The organism is Mycobacterium sp. 1465703.0, from assembly GCF_001672975.1.
Taxonomy (GTDB): domain Bacteria; phylum Actinomycetota; class Actinomycetes; order Mycobacteriales; family Mycobacteriaceae; genus Mycobacterium.
On the sequence record NZ_LZKU01000207.1, the window covers coordinates 40,071 to 57,307 of the forward strand.

The following is a 17,237-nucleotide window of genomic DNA, read 5'->3' on the forward strand; positions in this document are numbered from 1 at the left end:
TCAGCCGTTTGCCATACCGCTCAGCCAGGCCCCTCGATTTCAGCTTTACATCCATTGCTTAGTGCAACGTATGAAACCGCTGATTTGATGCCAGTTTTGCTTCGCACCGTGATCACTTCGTTTTCCAGCCGCCCGCGCAAACCTCGAAGCCGCTCTAAACTTGTGTGCGTGACCATGCGGGTGCCGCGTCGTTCCGCGACCATCGCCCTGGCCACAGCGGGCGCGCTGGCCTCAACAGGAACCGCCTACCTGGGGGCACGCAGTCTGTTGGTCGGCCAGGCCACCCACGCGCGCACGATCATTCCCAAGGCTTGGGACATCCCGCCCCGCGCGGACGGCGTCTACGTGCGCGGCGGCGGCCCGGTGGAGCGGTGGCACCGCGGCATGGCCGTCGACCTGCACCTGATGATCTTCGGGGACTCGACCGCCGCCGGATATGGCTGCATGAGCGCCGACGAGGTGCCCGGCGTGCGGATCGCCCGGGGTCTGGCCGAGCAGACCGGCAAACGAATCCGGCTGAGCACCAAGTCCATCGTGGGCGCCACCTCCAAGGGGGTGTGCGGCCAGGTCGACGCGATGTTCGTGGCCGGCCCGCCGCCGGACGTCGCGGTGATCATGGTCGGCGCCAACGACGTGACCGCCCTCAACGGCATCAGCCAGTCGGCGCAGCGGCTGGCGCTGAGTGTGCGCAAGTTGCGCGCCCGCGGTGCAGTGGTGGTCGTCGGTACCTGCCCGGATCTCGGGTTCATCAGTGCCATCCCGCAGCCGCTGCGGCAGCTGGCGCACGAGCGTTGCCTGCAGCTCGCCCGCGCCCAAACCGCGGCGGTCAGGTCGGCCGGTGGTGTGCCGGTGCCGTTGGCGCAGCTGATGGCTCCGCAGTTCCGTGCCACTCCCGACGCCATGTTCTCCGCCGATGGCTATCACCCCTCGGCACCCGCCTATGCACTCGCGGCAGACGCCCTGCTGCTCGCCTTGTGCGACGCACTGGGCGAGGAGGTGGATCGACCACCGGTGAGCCTGCCGGCGACGTCGGCGACACCGGTGCTCGGTCAGCGGCATACCCGCAGCAGTGTGATGTCCCGGTTGTGGCGGCGTCCGGCACCCGGAGCTGCCCCTTCTTCGTGCCCTGAGGTCGGCAGCGACTAGATTTGTTGTCGCCCGTCGCGATGTAGCGCTCGACGGTGAAGCGAGCCAGCCCCGTTGTGTGGGATTTGCAGGGATCTGAAGGGAAAAACCATGCCTGAAGCCGTCATTGTCTCAACTGCTCGCTCGCCGATCGGCCGCGCGATGAAGGGGTCGCTGGTCAAGATGCGCCCCGACGACCTCACCGTCCAGATCGTGCGCGCCGCGCTGGACAAAGTGCCCGCCCTGAACCCGCATCAGATTGACGACCTGATCCTGGGCTGCGGCCAGCCCGGCGGTGAATCCGGATACAACCTGGCCCGGGTGGTTGCCGTCGAACTCGGCTTCGACTTCCTGCCGGGCACCACCGTCAACCGGTACTGCTCGTCGTCGCTGCAGACCTCGCGGATGGCCTTCCACGCGATCAAGGCCGGCGAGGGCGATGCGTTCATCTCCGCGGGTGTGGAAACCGTGTCCCGGTTCGCCAAGGGCAGCGCCGACTCGTGGCCGGACACCAAGAACCCATTGTTCGACGAGGCGCAGGAGCGGTCGGCTGCCGCGACCGAAGGCGCCGACGAGTGGCACGATCCCCGCGCGGACGGCAACCTGCCCGACGTGTACATCGCGATGGGGCAGACGGCCGAAAACGTCGCATTGTTGACCGGCATCAGCCGCGAAGACCAGGACCACTGGGGAGTACGCAGCCAGAACCGCGCCGAAGAAGCGATCAAGAGCGGCTTCTTCGAGCGCGAGATCATCCCGGTGACCCTGCCCGACGGCACCACGGTGAGTACCGACGACGGTCCCCGCCCCGGCACCACTTACGAGAAGATCAGCCAGCTCAAGCCGGTGTTCCGGCCTAACGGCACGGTGACCGCCGGCAACGCCTGTCCGCTCAACGACGGCGCCGCCGCAGTGGTGATCACCAGCGACACCAAGGCCAAGGAACTCGGCCTGACCCCGCTGGCGCGCATCGTCTCCACCGGGGTCAGCGGCCTGTCCCCGGAGATCATGGGCCTGGGCCCGATCGAGGCGACCAAGAAAGCGCTGGCGCGGGCCAAGATGTCGGTCAGCGACATCGACCTGTTCGAGATCAACGAGGCGTTCGCCGTCCAGGTGCTGGGTTCGGCCCGCGAACTGGGTATCGACGAGGACAAGCTGAACGTGTCCGGCGGAGCGATCGCGCTGGGTCACCCGTTCGGCATGACCGGCGCACGCATCGCCACCACGCTGCTCAACAACCTGCAGACGCACGACAAGACGTTCGGTGTGGAGACCATGTGCGTCGGCGGCGGCCAGGGCATGGCGATGGTGTTCGAGCGGCTGAGCTAGGCCGTTTCGGCGGTGGGGCGCCGGCCGCGGCCGCTCCGGCCGCTTCGGCCGCTTCGTCGTCGACTGTGAAACCTGGGCGACGCGAGTGAAACCTGGGCGACGACACGCCGGCAAACCCCGCCACACCTTCACACCCAACGCCGTCAGCGCACAGTCAAGGCCAGCACAGCAGACCGGCAGTCACGCACGAAAAAACCGGCACGCCAACAGGCATGCCGGTTATTTCTGTGGCAGAGCTAGTCGTTCTGCAGATAACTGAGCAGACGCAGGATCTCGATGTACAGCCAGACCAGCGTCACGGTCAGGCCCAGTGCGATACCCCAGGCCGCCTTGTCCGGCGCGCCCGCACGAACCATCTGGTCGGCCGCATCGAAGTCGATCAGGAAGCTGAACGCCGCGATCCCGATGCAGACCAGCGAGAAGATGATCGCTATCGTTCCGCCGCTGCGCAGACCCAGGCCGGTGCCGCCGTTGACGTGGAACATCGCCAACACGAAGTTGCCCAGCATCAGGGCCAGCACACCGAACATCGCGGCGACCAGCATGCGGGTGAACTTGGGCGTCACCCGGATGGCCCCGGTCTTGTAGACCACGAGCATGCCGAAGAACACCCCGAAGGTGCCCAGCACCGCCTCACCGATCAGCGCGCCGGCGTTGGCGTTGGACACCGAGAAGTTGGCGAAGACGAACGAGATGGCGCCCAGGACCATGCCCTCGAGCACCGCGTAGCCCAGCACGATGCCGGGGTTGTCCTGCTTGCGGCCGAAGGTGGCCACCAGCACCAGCGCCAGGCCGCCCAATCCGCCGATCAGGGCCAGCGGCATGGCCAGCGCCACATCGCGGACCACCAGGAAGTAGGAGACCACGGCGGAGATCGCCAGCACGGCCAGCGTGATGCCGGTCTTGGTGACGACGTCGTCGATGGTCAGCGGACGCGACGCCCTGGCCTCCTGGTACGGGGCCTGGTAAGGAGCCGAGTAAGGGTCGGCGCCGTAGCCCTGCATCGGGGGCGCGCCCGTGCCGAATTGCGCGTATCCGCCCCTCTGCTTAGGCAGCGAACGAAATACCGGGTTGCTTGTCTCCCGCACCGTCGGATCCTCTCTAATTGGCTTCGAGCTGTGCGAACACCATCTCAACGATCGGCCGTCCGCCCTGGTTCCCAGCGGACCTGGGCGTTTTCCGGGTAATGAAGCCGGCGCCGTTGTCGCCGCGTTAAAGATAACCCTTACCCGCGGATACCGCGCCGGTCGTGACGATCTAGATTTCTTCCTCGAGGCTGAACCCGGTTGAACCGGCTTGAGGGAGGCGAGGGCGTGACCGACGAATCCGATGAGGTTCTGACCGAAGTCGACGGAAGCGTCGGCTTGATCACGCTCAACCGCCCCAAGGCGATCAACTCGCTGAATCAGCCGATGGTTGACGCGCTGACCGCCATCCTCACCGACTGGGCGCACGACGACGCGGTGCGCGCGGTGGTGCTGTCCGGCGCCGGTGAACGCGGCCTGTGCGCCGGCGGCGACGTGGTCTCGATCTACCACAGTGCGCGCAAGGACGGGGTCGAGGCGCGACGGTTCTGGCGTGACGAGTATCTGCTCAACGCCCAGATCGCGGACTTCGCCAAGCCGTACGTGGCGTTGATGGACGGCATCGTGATGGGTGGGGGTGTCGGCGTCAGCGCGCACGCGAACACCCGGGTGGTGACGGACACCTCCAAGATCGCCATGCCCGAGGTCGGCATCGGCTTCATCCCCGACGTCGGCGGTGCTTATCTGCTGTCCCGCGCACCCGGCGGCCTGGGTCTGCACGCCGCACTGACCGGGGCGCCGTTCTCCGGAGCCGACGCCATCGCCATGAGCTTTGCCGACCACTACGTGCCGCACGGCGACGTCGAGGCGTTTCGTCGTGCGGTGGTCACCGACGGCGTCGAGAACGCACTCGCTAAGTACACCATCGAACCACCAGCCAGTCAGCTTGCCGCACAACGCGACTGGATCGACGAATGCTTCGCCGGCGACACCGTTGCCGACATCGTCGCCAGTTTGCGCGGTCACCAAAAAGAGGGGGCCGGGCCGGCCAATGAGGCGGCCGACCTGATCGCCACCCGATCCCCAATCGCGTTGTCGGTGACGCTGGAAGCGGTACGGCGGGCAGCAAAACTCGACACACTGAAAGATGTTCTGGTTCAGGACTATCGGGTGTCGTCGGCGTCGCTGCGCTCACACGATCTGGTGGAGGGCATCCGAGCACAGCTGATCGACAAAGATCGCAATCCTGTGTGGTCGCCGGCCCAGCTGTCCGCTGTCACCGCGGCCGACGTCGAGGCGTATTTCGCCCCGGTCGATGACGACTTGAGTTTTTAGAAAGGCGGTTTGGTGAGCGAGACAACGTACGAAACGATCCTTGTCGAGCGCGACGAGCGCGTCGGCACCATCACCCTGAACCGGCCGAAGGCTCTCAACGCGCTGAACACACAGGTGATGAACGAAGTTACCAGTGCGGCAGCCGATTTCGATGACGATCCCGGTATCGGGGCGATTATCATCACCGGCTCGGCCAAGGCGTTCGCCGCGGGTGCCGACATCAAGGAGATGGCCGGGCTGACGTTCGCCGACGCTTTCGGCGCCGACTTCTTCGCCCCCTGGAGCAGGCTGGCCGCGGTTCGCACCCCGACGATCGCCGCGGTGGCCGGGCACGCCTTGGGCGGCGGCTGCGAGCTGGCGATGATGTGCGACGTGCTGATCGCCGCCGACACAGCGAAATTCGGCCAGCCCGAGATCAAACTCGGTGTGCTGCCCGGCATGGGCGGCTCACAGCGACTGACCCGTGCCATCGGCAAGGCCAAGGCCATGGACCTCATCCTGACCGGCCGCACCATCGGCGCCGAAGAAGCCGAGCGGAGCGGCCTGGTGTCGCGAGTGGTGCCGGCCGACGATCTGCTGACCGAGGCCAAGGCCGTCGCGACCACCATTTCGCAGATGTCGCGTTCGGCGGCCAGGATGGCCAAAGAGGCCGTCAACCGCGCGTTCGAATCAACCCTTGCCGAGGGACTTCTCTACGAGCGCAGGCTGTTTCACTCCACTTTCGCCACCGAGGACCAGTCCGAAGGGATGGCGGCCTTCATCGAGAAGCGCCCGCCGAACTTCACCCACCGCTAGGACCCTGCATGAGCGAACGGGTTTCCGCGACAAACACCGAGGCGGGTCGCGCCCCGGCGGTCGACGTCGAGGGGCCCGCGGCAGCGGCGCCGGCGCCGCGGGCCGGGCGCGCGGCACCGACCCTGCCATGGACTGAAAAGCCTTGGTGGGTACGGCATTACACGTTCACCGGCACCACGGTCGGACTGGTGTTCATCTGGCTTTCGCTGACCCCGTCGCTGCTGCCACGCGGCCCGTTGTTCCAAGGGCTGGTCAGCGGGCTCTCCGGTGCCATCGGCTACGGGCTGGGCGTCTTTTCGGTGTGGCTGGTGCGCTTCATGCGCGAAAAGGATCACAGCTCGCCGCCGCCGGGCTGGGCATGGAAGGTGCTGATCCCGATCGGCGTGGTGGGCCAGGTGCTGATGGCGATCTGGTTCCACGTCTGGCAGGACGACGTGCGCGATCTGATGGGCGTGGAGCACCTCAAGTGGTACGACTACCCGCTGGCCGGGGTGCTGTCGGTGGTGGTGTTGTTCACCGTGGTCGAGTTGGGCCAGTTCACCCGCTGGCTGGTCAAATTCCTGGTCGGACAAGTCGACCGCTTCGCACCGTTTCGGTTGTCGGCGACCATCGTGGTGGTGGTGCTGGTGGCCCTGACCGTCACCTTGCTCAACGGCGTGGTGCTCAAGTTCGCGATGCGCACCATGAACAACACCTTCGCCACGGCCAACAACGAGTTGAATCCCGACACCGCTCCTCCGAGAACCCCGCTGCGGTCCGGGGGTCCGCAGTCGCTGGTGTCGTGGGAGTCGCTGGGCCGCGAGGGCCGCGTCTTCGTCGAGGGCGGTCCCCGGGTTGACCAACTGACCGCGTTCAACGGCGCCCCGGCCACCGAGCCGATCCGCGCCTACGCCGGATTGGACTCGTCGAAAGGCATCACGGCGGCCGCGGAGTTGGCGGCACAAGAGTTGCAACGCGCCGGCGGATTGCGGCGCGCCGTCGTCGCGGTGGGCACCACCACCGGCACCGGCTGGATCAACGAGGCGGAAGCCTCAGCGCTGGAATACATGTACAACGGCAACACCGCGATCGTCAGCATGCAGTATTCGTTTCTGCCGAGCTGGCTGTCGTTCCTGGTGGACAAGGAGAACGCCCGGCACGCCGGACAGGCGCTCTTCGAGGCTGTCGACAAGCTGATCCGCCAGATGCCCGAAGGTCAGCGGCCCAAGCTCGTGGTGTTCGGCGAGAGCCTGGGGTCATTCGGGGGTGAGGCGCCGTTCCTGAGCCTGAACAACGTGCTGGCCCGCACCGACGGGGCGTTGTTCAGCGGACCGACCTTCAAAAACACCATCTGGACCGATTTGACGTCGACGCGCGATGCCGGATCACCGCAGTGGTTACCCATTTACCAGAACGGCCGGTATGTCCGATTCGCTGCTCGCGGAAGCGATTTGGACCGCCCCAACGCGCCGTGGGACCACCCGCGGGTGGTGTATCTGCAGCACGCGTCGGATCCGATCGCCTGGTGGACTCCAGACTTGTTGTTCAGTAAGCCAGACTGGCTGCGCGAGCGGCGAGGCTATGACGTGCTAGCCCAGACGCGCTGGATTCCGGTGGTCACCTTCCTTCAGGTTTCGGCGGACATGGCCGTGGCGGTGGATGTACCCGACGGGCATGGCCACCGCTACGTCGCCAACGTCGCCGACGGCTGGGCGGCCGTGCTGCCACCGCCCGGCTGGACGGCGGACAAGACGGCGAAACTGCGTCCGCTGCTGCACTCCAACGACACGGCTTAGAGCCAGCGGCGAGCGGCCACGCTGGTGTCCTCGAACACCGGATCGACTCGGCCCCCGGCCAGCTCGCTCAGCACTCCGGCGCCGGCCAGCGCGTGAAAGCCGCCGATGACATCGGTGGACCGGTGCAGACCGATGTCCAGCAGCGCGGCCGCCGCCAGGCTGGACGTGTAGCCCTCCGAACACAGGATCACCCATTCGACGTCGTCGCCGACCGCCTCGGGCAGCTTGGCCTCGCTGGTGGGATCGCAGCGCCACTCCAAAACGTTGCGTTCGATCACCAGCGCCCCGGGCACCTCGCCCTCCCGAAAGCGCTGGGCCTGCGGCCGGATGTCGACCAGCACCGCGCCACGGCGCACCGCGTCGGGCACTTCGACGGCCGGCAACCGGCGATATCGGCGCCGGGCGGATCTCAAGACGACGTCGATGCGGCTCATCGCGATCCTTCCGGCTGGTCGGTCAGTTCGGTGCGTGCACGGCGCAACGTCTTGCGGTCGGTGATCTGGTAGTAGGACATCGCGGTCAGGGGCGGCGAGTAGGCATGCACGCTCAGCGTCGGCTGCACCGGCCGAGCACCGGCGCTCGGTGCGACCGGACGTGCGGCAGGCACCGTGACCGGCCGGGGTGCCCAGACCACGTCGTGCACCCAGCCCAGCGGGAAGCCGGCCTGGTCGCCGGCGTCAAGCCGGCGGCGTCGCAAAGCTCTACCGTCCCAACGGAATTCATTCAGCGATCCGGAGATGACGGTCAACGCGCCCAGCGACCCGCCGTGGTCGTGCAGTTCGGTCGGCTGGCCGGGCACCCAGCTGATCAGCCAGACGTCGAGTTCCTCGTCGCCGTGGATGCGGGTGAACCAGCGCCGCGACTCCGGAATGCCGCCCTCGGGCACCAGGTGCTCGCAGCGCCCGCTGAGCACGTCATCGGCGGCCTGATCGGTGGCGTGCAGCAGATCAGGCACGCGCAGCCGGGTCGGGCCGGCCGACGGCGAGGAGAGGGTTCGCGGACGCAGGACAGCCGCGGTGGCGAGGGGCAGAGACATCAGAGGAGCTCCAGGGCGAAAACGGATGGGGCAAGCAGCGGCGTGTTAGGGCCGACAACACTCGCAAAATCCGAAGCGCTCCATCACGGCCGCCAGTGTTGCATAGATTGAGACCGTGCGCTGGTGCGGTAGTCGGTCCCGGCGATGGGACGCGGTTGTTGTCGCGGCCGCTGTGCTGGCGGTCGCGGGGTGCTCGCACGGCGCACATCACGGCGGCCCCGGCGCCCCCTCGGCGCGGCAATCCGGCCAGAACTCGCCGCCCGCCGGCTCGGTCGGGCTCTCCCCGGCCGGCGTGACGACCAGGGTCGACGTTCCGGCGAACTCGACCGAAGAGGAGTACTACCAGGCCTGTCACGCCGCAAAAGAGTGGATGGACGCCCAGCCGAAGAGCGGTGCGTCGCTGTTCGAGCCCTATTTGTCGATGGTCCAGCGGTCGCCGTCGGGCACCGCGGGCAGCTGGAACACGCCGTGGTCGACGTTGACCCTGGCCCGGCAGGCGGCCGTGATCGTGGCCGCGCGGGCGGCCGCGGACAACGAATGCGGGTAGGCGCCGCGCCCGGTGATCTGTAATTGGGATCATGGCTCAAAAAAGTGCCCGGGCCGCCCATAGAGAAGCCCCGTCGGCCCCCTCCGCGCAAAATGGAGGAGTGCCTGACGAACGTCGATCAGCGCCGACTCGGGTGGCGCTCGCACTCGGCAGCGGGGGGGCCCGCGGCTACGCCCACATCGGGGTGATCGAGGCCCTGGCGGCGCGCGGCTATCAGGTGGTCGGTGTCGCCGGCTCGTCGATGGGGGCGCTGGTCGGAGGCCTACAAGCGGCCGGAAAGCTCGACGAGTTCGCCGATTGGGCGAAGTCGCTGACTCAGCGCACCATCTTGCGGCTGCTGGACCCGTCGATCAGCGCGGCCGGGGTGATGCGGGCCGGCAAGATCTTGGACGCGGTGCGCGACATCCTGGGCCCGGTCGCCATCGAAGAACTGCCCATCCCCTACACCGCGGTGGCGACCGACCTGCTGGCGGGCAAGTCGGTGTGGTTTCAGCGCGGCCCGCTGGACGAGGCGATCCGGGCGTCCATCGCGATTCCCGGTGTGATCGCTCCGCACGCGGTCGACGGGCGGCTGCTCGCCGACGGCGGCATCCTCGATCCGCTGCCGATGGCCCCGCTCGCGGCGGTCAACGCCGACCTGACCATCGCGGTGAGCCTGTCCGGCAGCGAGGCGATCACCAGCCGGGAACCGGAGCCGGGTGCCACCGTCGAGTGGCTGACCCGCATGATGCGCAGCACTTCCGCGCTACTCGACACGGCGGCCGCCCGCTCGCTGCTCGACCGGCCGACCGCGCGGGCGGTGCTGAGCAGATTGGGCGGGCCGGCCGGCGAGCCGGACGGCTGGGAAGACAGCCCGGACGACGAGCAACCGGCGGCCGGCGATGACGCCGACGAACTGGTCGGTGCCGGATCCGACGTGCCGAAATTGGGCAGCTTCGAGGTGATGAACCGGACGATCGACATCGCTCAGGCCGCGCTGGCACGCCACACTCTGGCGGTCTACCCGCCCGACCTGCTCATCGAAGTACCACGCTCGACCTGCCGGGCGCTGGAGTTCCATCGGGCGGTGGAGGTGATCGCCGCCGGCCGTGCGCTGGCGAACGAGGCGCTGGACGGACTGGAAGTCGAGGATGACCGGGAGCCGCGCCGGCGATTGAGCGCTGAGTAGATCTCAAATTGGTTGGCGCCAAACGTTTTCAGATACCCAGGAAGCGGGCGATGGCTGCGGCTTCGTGACGGCCCTGCTCGCGTCCGGCCAGCGCCGACGGGATACGACAGCCCGGATCCAGCGCATTGGGCCCGAATGCGGCCAGCGAATCGCCGTCGGCGAAGACGGCGAACGCCGCGCCGGCGAACGACGACACTTCGGCGGCCGGTCCGGCACCGAACGGCGATGGCGCATCGACGCCCGAGGGCACCAGCACCACCGCCGTATCGCAGTCCGCGGCCACCACCAGGTTGACCGAGCTGGCGACCCCGCCGTCCATGTAGTGACGGCCGCCGATCGTCACCGGTGGCCACGCCCCGGGCACCGCGCAGCTGGCCGCCACGGCGTCGACGAGGTCGACGCCGGAGCCGCGGTCGAAAACCGTCAATTCGCCGGTGGCGACGTCGATTGCGGTGAGCCGCAAGTCCCGGTTCGGCCAGAGGTGCGACGGCAGGCGCTGGGCGATCACGTCTCGGCGCACCGGGGCGGGAACCGTTTCGGTGGCCAGCGCCACAGCACCGATCCGCTGCATTTGTTGACGGGTCCGGTCCAGCGATTCCTGGTATGGCTCAGCCAAAGCCGTCAGGAACAGCTCGGTGATGGCCTCGACGTCGACTCCGGAATCGATTTCGGCCGACGCATCAGCGACTTGCCGATCGAACAGCTCGTCCAGTGTCTGGCCGCTGCCGAGCTGCGCGGCGACCGCCGACCCCGCCGACGTGCCGACCAGCACGTCCGACTCAACCAACAGACGCGCCGCCGCCGGCGATTCGTCGGCGATGCCACGCAGAACACCTGTCTCCCAGGCGATTCCCGCTATCCCTCCACCAGCCAGCACCAGGGCGCGTTTGTTTGTCACGTCGTTCAGCTTGCCAGCACCGATCAGGCCAGCTGCCGGGTGTTCGGCAGGGCGTGCTGCGACTCCTCCACCGGCGAGCTCAGGTCCTCGCGACGCAGCAGATGTTTGGGCGGGTCTGGCAGGATCATGCTGCGGTGGATTTGCAGGCCTGCATCGACATGGAAGAGTTCGCCCGCCGGCAGCAGCCGCCAGCGTGGCTCGTCGTCCATCACCTCGGTGGCGAACACCACCGACGGCCGCTCACACAAATGCTCCGACCTAGCGTGAATCCGCTTGGTGCACAAGTCGAATTCGGGATCGCGCGAAGCCGCATCGCCGGATCGATCCAAAATATAGAGCTGATGCGTTTCCGGGTAGCGCAGCGCCCACATGTCGGTGGCCGTGCTCAGCAGCACGTTGACCGCGTAAATATGAGCATGCTCGGCAAGCCATTGCATGGCGTCGACGAGGCCTGCCGTGATGTCGCCGTCGGCCGCGCGGATCGAGGCGGTGACCAACGCGAACACCCGCTCGGAGTCGGTGTCGCCCAATACCAAGTCGTCGGTGCCGAGCTCACGCAGTCGCTCGTCGAGGATCTCCAGTTCTTCGAGAACGCCGTTGTGCGCGAAGATCCGGCCGTCCTGCATGAATGGGTGGGTGTTGTGGATGTCGAGCGATCCGGTGGTCGCGTAGCGGACATGGGCGATGACGGTCGTGCCGGTCATTTGATGCGCCTCGGTCGCGAATTTGGCATCCTGCCAGGCCGCTATCGGCTCCTTGTAGAGGTGTGGTTGGCCGTGCTCGTCGAAGACACCAAGGCCGGTGCCGTCCGGATTCCTTCTGCTCTGTTCGGACAGGCTGTCCGGCGCGTCGAGCAGCCAGAAGGTCGCGGTGCACGCGTGCGTCCCGGCATGGAGGCCAAAGAGTCGGCACATGCCTTCCCACGCTAGCTGTCGCGGGTCAAGCCGACGGGCCTTTTCACATGCATCGTTCAGTCGCGCGCTTCGATCACCCGGTAGCCGTCTTCGGCGTAGCGCGACCGAATGGTCTTCTTGTCGTACTTGCCGACGCTGGTGCGTGGGATCTCGTCGATGAACGTCCACCGCTCGGGCAGCCACCATCGAACGACCTTGTCGGCGAGGAAGGTTCGCAGCTGTTCAGCAGTCACCGATGCGCCGTCTTTGGCCACGATCACGGCGAGCGGCCGCTCCTCCCAACGCTCGTCGGGAACGCCGACCACCGCGGCCTCGACCACCTCCGGGTGGCCGATCAAGAGGTTCTCCAACTCGACCGAAGAGATCCATTCGCCACCGGATTTGATGACGTCTTTGGCGCGGTCGGTCAGGGTGACGAATCCCCGCTCGTCGATGCGGCCCACGTCGCCGGTGCGCAGCCAGCCGGAATCGAATTTCGATTCGTCACGGCCCAGGTAGTAGGAGCCGGCGATCCACGGTCCGCGCACCTCGACCTCGCCGACGGCATTGCCGTCATTGGGCAGCACCTGACCGTCGTCGTCAACGATCCGCATCTCCACCCCGCAGACCGGCTGTCCCTGTGTGCCGCGGTACGCCCAGTGCTGGTCCTCCGGGGTTCCGGGCGGCGGCCACGCCATGGTCGCCAGCGGCGACGTCTCCGTCATGCCCCACAACTGCCGGATCTGGACGTCGTGTTTCTCCTCAAAGGTGCGCATCAGCGACACCGGAACGGCCGAGCCACCGCAGACCACCAGCCGCAGCGACGACATGTCGTGGTCGGGATCGTCCTCGAGGTGGTGCAGGACGCCGTTCCAGATGGTCGGCACCGCGCCCGTCACGGTGGGCCGCAGGTCTTCGACCATCCGGACCAGTGACCGAGGGTCGAGGTGGCAGTCGGGCAGCACCAAGTCGGCGCCGGCCATCAGCGCCGCGTAGGGCAATCCCCAGGCGTTGGCGTGGAACATCGGCACGATGGGCAGCACGCTGTCGGTGGCACCGACGCCGATGCCGTTGGTCGTACACGCTCCCATGGTGTGCAGAAAACTCGAACGGTGGCTGTAGACCACGCCTTTCGGGTTGCCGGTGGTGCCGCTGGTGTAGCACATCGCGGCCGCGGATTTCTCGTCGATGTCGGGCCAGTCGAACTCGGTCGACTCGTTCTCGATGACGTCGGCGTAGCGCAACACCGTCTTACCCAACCCTTGCAGCGCCTCGGTGTCGTCGTCCTGGCCGACCACGATCACCGTGTGCACGGTGTCCAGGTTGGGCAGCACCGGTGCGAGCAGTTTCACCAGTGACGCGTCGACCAGCACCACCTGGTCTTCGGCTTCGTTGGCGACGAAGGCGATCTGCTCGGGGAACAGCCGGATGTTGAGGGTATGCAGGACGGCACCCATCGACGGCAGTGCCAGGTAGGCGACGAGGTGTTCGGTGTTGTTCCACATGAACGTGCCCACCCGCTGATCACCGGTGACGCCGAGCCGGCGCAGTCCGTTCGCCAGTTGGGCGGCCTGCTGGCCGAGTTCCCGATAGGTCGTGCGCCGGTACCCGTCGCCGGTCGCGGTCGTGACGGTGCGTTCCCCGTGAATGGTGCAGCCGTGCCGCATGATCGCGGTGATCGTCAACGGAAAGTCCTGCATCGTGCCGTCCACTGATGTACCGCCTCATTCTCAGCACAGCACCGCCGGTGCCAATCCGCGAAATGCGGCACCCGCATTCCGGGCCGATGGCGTCTACGCCGTCGGCCGCTTCCCACCCTAAGCCCGAATTCGGTGAGAGTGGCAGCAGCCGACCGGCCTGACCATCGACGGCGTGGATTCTGTTCGGCCGGCGTCGCTTTGGGCTAGGTCAGCGCCGGCTCCCAGTGCGGCAACTCGGGCAGCCAGCCGGCGACCAACAGGTCGGTGTCGGCGTCGTCGCTGCAGGACTGGGCAGCCGCCGGCGGGGCGATTCGCGCCGCGGTGACGATGCCGGAGAAGTCGGCGACGTAGAGGTGACACCCGTCCGGGCTCTCCACCACGCACGACGGGTGCTTGGACACCTTGACTTCACCGACGACTTCCTGCTTGTGGGTGCTCAGCACCGTGATGTGGTCGTCGCTCACCGCATAGGCGCGCGCGCCGTCGCGGCTGAGCGTCATCCGGGTGAGCGGGCCGGTGATCTCGGTGATTTTGTGCGTGCCGATGATTCTGTTGGCCCGGGTGTCGACCATGTCGAGCACTGCGCCCGCAACCGGGTCACAGCTCGCCACATAAGCCGTGCCGCCGTCGTTGCTCAGCGCCACATCGCGGAGGGGCAGGCCGACGTCGATCACGCCGACGAGGCGTGACCGGCCGCCGACCCGGCGAGCGTCGGAACGTGTTCGGGTCTCGACCACGGCGACGCTGCCGCTGGCCGGCCCGTTCATGCCGACGTACAGGCGACGTCCGTCCGGGCTGCTGCGCACGCATTCGGTGGTGGTGTCCGGCGCGGCCGCCAGGTCGATGACCTCGAGTTCACCGGTGGTGGTGTCCAGCACGGTCACGTCGGCACCGCGAACCGCATTTCGGCTGGCGTAAACGTATCTACCGTTGGGGCTCACCGTCAGATCGCTCACGCTGTGCGCCAGCCGATGTGTGGCGATACGCCAGTTCGTGACGATGTCGATGACTTCGATGGCGTCGTAGGCGGCGGTCGCAGTGCTGACGTAGGCATAGTTGGCGTCCGCACTGCTCATGGCGACCGCGAAGGGTTCGGGCAGCCCGGCGATGGTGCTCGAGACACGACAGCTGTGGGCATCGATGATCGAAACCATGTTGCGGCCGTAGTTCGTTGCGATCAGCCGCCGCCCATCGGGGCTGATGTCGATATCGCTGATCGGACCGTTGTTCACCGGGACTCGAACCACCGACGTCGTGTCAAGCTCGAAGTCTCGGCCGTCTCCATCATCGCGCGCGGCCTTAGGGCCGTTCACATCGTTCACGCTGGCACCGCCTTTGCTGTGTATGTCGGCTCTGGTGGGCACAGTGGCGAAGCCGTCGGGTCTTACACGACGAGTTGGCCTCCCGGATCCACCGGCTTTCAGCACCGAAAGGCACTGACGAGACTGGTTTTCGGTAGTCTACTGGCCAAAAAACGCCCCAAAGCAGTTCACAATGCTCGACGTTAGCTTCGTCACTTCGCGCACTCAGGTTCTGCTCAGACTTCCAATCACGTTGTATCGCAGTCGCCTACCCGTAGCGAAAATCATGCAAACCCTCTTCCGGCGGATTTCACCTACGCCGCTAACAGCTCGCCTGAAGTGCTCTGTAAGTTGCTTAAATAAGGAACTCTCAGGCTTTTGCGGCCAACGAGGTAAACATCACACATCGGGACGGCGCCAATGTATTGCGCCGGAATTCTTGCGCTTCGCGGGCGCAATGCCATCGATTTCACAGCGCGTTGTGGTCACGTTCCCCGGTCCGGATGCGGACAAGGGCTTCCACCGGTGACACCCACACCTTGCCGTCGCCGATCTTTCCGGTGTGAGCCGCGCTGATGATAGCTCCTGTGACCCGGTCGACAAACTCCTCGTCGATCAGTACCTCGACCCGAACCTTCGGTACGAAGTCGACCGCATACTCGGCTCCGCGGTAGACCTCGGTATGCCCCCGCTGTCTGCCATACCCCTGGACTTCGGTGATGGTCAAACCCAGCACACCGGCGGATTCCACGGCATGCCTGACGTCGTCGAGGGTGAAGGGCTGGACGATCGCGGTAATCAGCTTCATGGCGTCTTCGCGTTCTCAATCACCCACCGACTGAGCGGGTTTAGAGGTTACCGCCCCACTCGGCGTCACCGAGGGCGGCTCGATCCGCCGGCCCGTGACGAGTGTGTCGTCGGGGTAAGCCTCTTCGTCGTGGACACCGAGGTCACCGGTTTCCAAGACCTCGTCGGGCAACCGCAGTTTCATAAAGAGCCCAAGGACTTTCAGGATGACGAACGTGACGAGCGCATCCCAGACAATGACCGTGCCCGCGGCCCCGGCCTGGATCAATATCTGTTTGGGATGGTGACCGTACAGCCAACCGGCAAAGGTCACGTCCTGTCCCGTGCTGCCGCCCAGATATTCGACAATGTGCGGGTCGGCGAGCACTCCAACCAGCAACCCACCGGCCAAACCCGCCACACCGTGCGTGTGAAACACACCCAGCGTGTCGTCTACTTTCTTGAAAAGCCTTGTCGTACCGAGCCAATTCCACGACATCCATACCAGGGACGAGGCGACGGCACCGATGATCATCGCACCGAAGCTGTTGACAAACCCGGCCGCCGGCGTGATGGCGACCAGACCGCTGATCATCCCGTTCACCGCGCCGAGGAACGTCGGTTTGCGCTGCTTGCTTGCGAAGATGTCCCAGATCACCCAGGTAAGCAATGCGACCGCGGTGGCCAGATTGGTGTTGATCACCGCCAGTGACGCGTCGGCACCCGAAAAGTACGGGTCACCCCCATTGAAGCCGTTCCAGCCCAACCACAGAACGCCGGCACCGACCGCGGCCAAAGGCAGGTTGTTCGGCACCGCGCGTTCCCGGTCGCGTGCCAGCCTCGGCCCTATCACCGCGGCGGCGACGAACCCGGATGTCCCCGCGGCGAGGTGGATCACGTAACCGCCGCTGTAGTCCAACGCGCCCGCATGTGACCACCAGCCACCGCCCCACAACAGGAACGCGTTGACCGAATAGGCGAACGTCGACCACAGCGGCACGAAGATCAGCCAGACCTTGAAGCTCATGCGCCCGATCACACTGCCGAGAAACAGCAGCGGGGTGATGGCGGCGAATACGAACTGGAAGTACGCCAGCGTGGTCTCCGAGAAGCGGAACGACGGCATGGTGCCGTCCAGCAGCGGGATATAAGCGATCTGCTGGTTGTTACTGCTCAGGATGGTTCTGGGTTTCCCCACCGCCGACGCCAAGATTCCCGGCCCGAGTTTCAGCGGCTCGCCGAAGCCCATCTTGAAACCCCACAGCACCCACACCACCAGCACCAGCGAGAACCCGGTGAAGGCCATCAACATGGTGTTGACGGCCCACTTCTTCTGCACGATTCCGCCGTATAGGACGGCGATGCCTGGAATGCTCATCAGGCCGACCAGAGTCGCCGCCACCAACTGCCAGGCGTTGTCCCCCGGATTAACCCAATTTGGATAAGGCAACATGGTTCAGACACACCCCAATTCGAGCCGGTCGGCCTTCGAGAATCAGCTGCGGTGCGAAGTGACGCCGTAGA

16 protein-coding genes are annotated in these 17,237 nt (G+C 66.2%); 7 read left to right on the forward strand and 9 right to left on the reverse strand.

Features of this window, described 5'->3' with window-relative positions; genetic code table 11:
- The first annotated feature begins 180 nt into the window (after nucleotides 1-180).
- Complete coding sequence (locus A5625_RS19375) at nucleotides 181-1,146, forward strand: SGNH/GDSL hydrolase family protein (RefSeq protein ID WP_156748384.1); 966 nt, start codon at nucleotides 181-183, stop codon at nucleotides 1,144-1,146.
- Nucleotides 1,147-1,236: 90 nt separating this feature from the next.
- A complete protein-coding gene (locus A5625_RS19380; RefSeq protein WP_066997531.1) occupies nucleotides 1,237-2,454 on the forward strand; it encodes an acetyl-CoA C-acetyltransferase in 1,218 nt (405 codons plus the stop codon).
- Nucleotides 2,455-2,690: 236 nt separating this feature from the next.
- On the opposite strand, the gene A5625_RS19385 is transcribed toward A5625_RS19380, so the two are convergent.
- On the reverse strand, nucleotides 2,691-3,542 hold the full coding sequence (locus A5625_RS19385) for a Bax inhibitor-1/YccA family protein (protein WP_066997533.1): 852 nt from the start codon (nucleotides 3,540-3,542) through the stop codon (nucleotides 2,691-2,693).
- A 225-nt stretch (nucleotides 3,543-3,767) separates the two neighbouring features.
- Here A5625_RS19385 and A5625_RS19390 point away from each other — a divergent pair, with 225 nt between their 5' ends.
- From A5625_RS19390 to A5625_RS19400, 3 genes are read left to right on the forward strand one after another with little or no spacing between them, the layout of a single operon-like run.
- Nucleotides 3,768-4,814, forward strand: coding sequence for an enoyl-CoA hydratase/isomerase family protein (locus tag A5625_RS19390; protein WP_066997536.1), 1,047 nt, complete (start codon nucleotides 3,768-3,770; stop codon nucleotides 4,812-4,814).
- Between the two features lie 12 nt (nucleotides 4,815-4,826).
- Nucleotides 4,827-5,609, forward strand: a complete 783-nt coding sequence (locus A5625_RS19395) for an enoyl-CoA hydratase (protein ID WP_066997537.1) — start codon at nucleotides 4,827-4,829, stop codon at nucleotides 5,607-5,609.
- 8 nt (nucleotides 5,610-5,617) lie between these two features.
- A complete protein-coding gene (locus A5625_RS19400; protein ID WP_066997540.1) occupies nucleotides 5,618-7,384 on the forward strand; it encodes an alpha/beta-hydrolase family protein in 1,767 nt (588 codons plus the stop codon).
- Here the strand turns inward: A5625_RS19400 and A5625_RS19405 are convergent.
- A complete protein-coding gene (locus A5625_RS19405) occupies nucleotides 7,381-7,818 on the reverse strand; it encodes a rhodanese-like domain-containing protein (protein WP_066997544.1) in 438 nt (145 codons plus the stop codon). The genes A5625_RS19400 and A5625_RS19405 overlap by 4 nt on opposite strands.
- Nucleotides 7,815-8,420: a cysteine dioxygenase gene (locus A5625_RS19410; protein ID WP_066997547.1), complete on the reverse strand. Its 606-nt coding sequence runs from the start codon at nucleotides 8,418-8,420 to the stop codon at nucleotides 7,815-7,817. The genes A5625_RS19405 and A5625_RS19410 overlap by 4 nt, the downstream gene beginning before the upstream one ends.
- A 115-nt stretch (nucleotides 8,421-8,535) precedes the next feature.
- On the opposite strand from A5625_RS19410, the gene A5625_RS19415 reads away from it, so the two are divergent.
- Both A5625_RS19415 and A5625_RS19420 read left to right on the forward strand, forming a co-directional pair.
- Nucleotides 8,536-8,967 (forward strand): lipoprotein LpqV, encoded by a 432-nt coding sequence (locus tag A5625_RS19415; RefSeq protein WP_066997550.1) that lies wholly within the window; start codon nucleotides 8,536-8,538, stop codon nucleotides 8,965-8,967.
- Between the two features lie 100 nt (nucleotides 8,968-9,067).
- A complete protein-coding gene (locus A5625_RS19420; RefSeq protein WP_197516158.1) occupies nucleotides 9,068-10,135 on the forward strand; it encodes a patatin-like phospholipase family protein in 1,068 nt (355 codons plus the stop codon).
- Between the two features lie 28 nt (nucleotides 10,136-10,163).
- Here A5625_RS19420 and A5625_RS19425 read toward each other — a convergent pair whose 3' ends face one another.
- The 6 genes from A5625_RS19425 to A5625_RS19450 form a co-directional block, all read right to left on the reverse strand.
- Nucleotides 10,164-11,033 (reverse strand): patatin-like phospholipase family protein, encoded by an 870-nt coding sequence (locus tag A5625_RS19425; RefSeq protein WP_066997556.1) that lies wholly within the window; start codon nucleotides 11,031-11,033, stop codon nucleotides 10,164-10,166.
- Between the two features lie 23 nt (nucleotides 11,034-11,056).
- Entirely contained in the window at nucleotides 11,057-11,947 is an 891-nt protein-coding gene (locus A5625_RS19430) for a class II glutamine amidotransferase (RefSeq protein ID WP_066997559.1), read from the reverse strand.
- Between the two features lie 56 nt (nucleotides 11,948-12,003).
- Nucleotides 12,004-13,638, reverse strand: a complete 1,635-nt coding sequence (locus tag A5625_RS19435; protein ID WP_066997563.1) for a long-chain fatty acid--CoA ligase — start codon at nucleotides 13,636-13,638, stop codon at nucleotides 12,004-12,006.
- Nucleotides 13,639-13,829: 191 nt separating this feature from the next.
- The gene (locus A5625_RS19440; RefSeq protein WP_197516159.1) at nucleotides 13,830-14,948 is read right to left on the reverse strand and encodes a WD40 repeat domain-containing protein; all 1,119 of its coding nucleotides are present in this window, start codon (nucleotides 14,946-14,948) and stop codon (nucleotides 13,830-13,832) included.
- 448 nt (nucleotides 14,949-15,396) lie between these two features.
- A complete protein-coding gene (locus A5625_RS19445; RefSeq protein WP_066997569.1) occupies nucleotides 15,397-15,735 on the reverse strand; it encodes a P-II family nitrogen regulator in 339 nt (112 codons plus the stop codon).
- Nucleotides 15,736-15,750: 15 nt separating this feature from the next.
- On the reverse strand, nucleotides 15,751-17,166 hold the full coding sequence (locus tag A5625_RS19450) for an ammonium transporter (protein WP_066997572.1): 1,416 nt from the start codon (nucleotides 17,164-17,166) through the stop codon (nucleotides 15,751-15,753).
- Nucleotides 17,167-17,237: the final 71 nt, after the last annotated feature.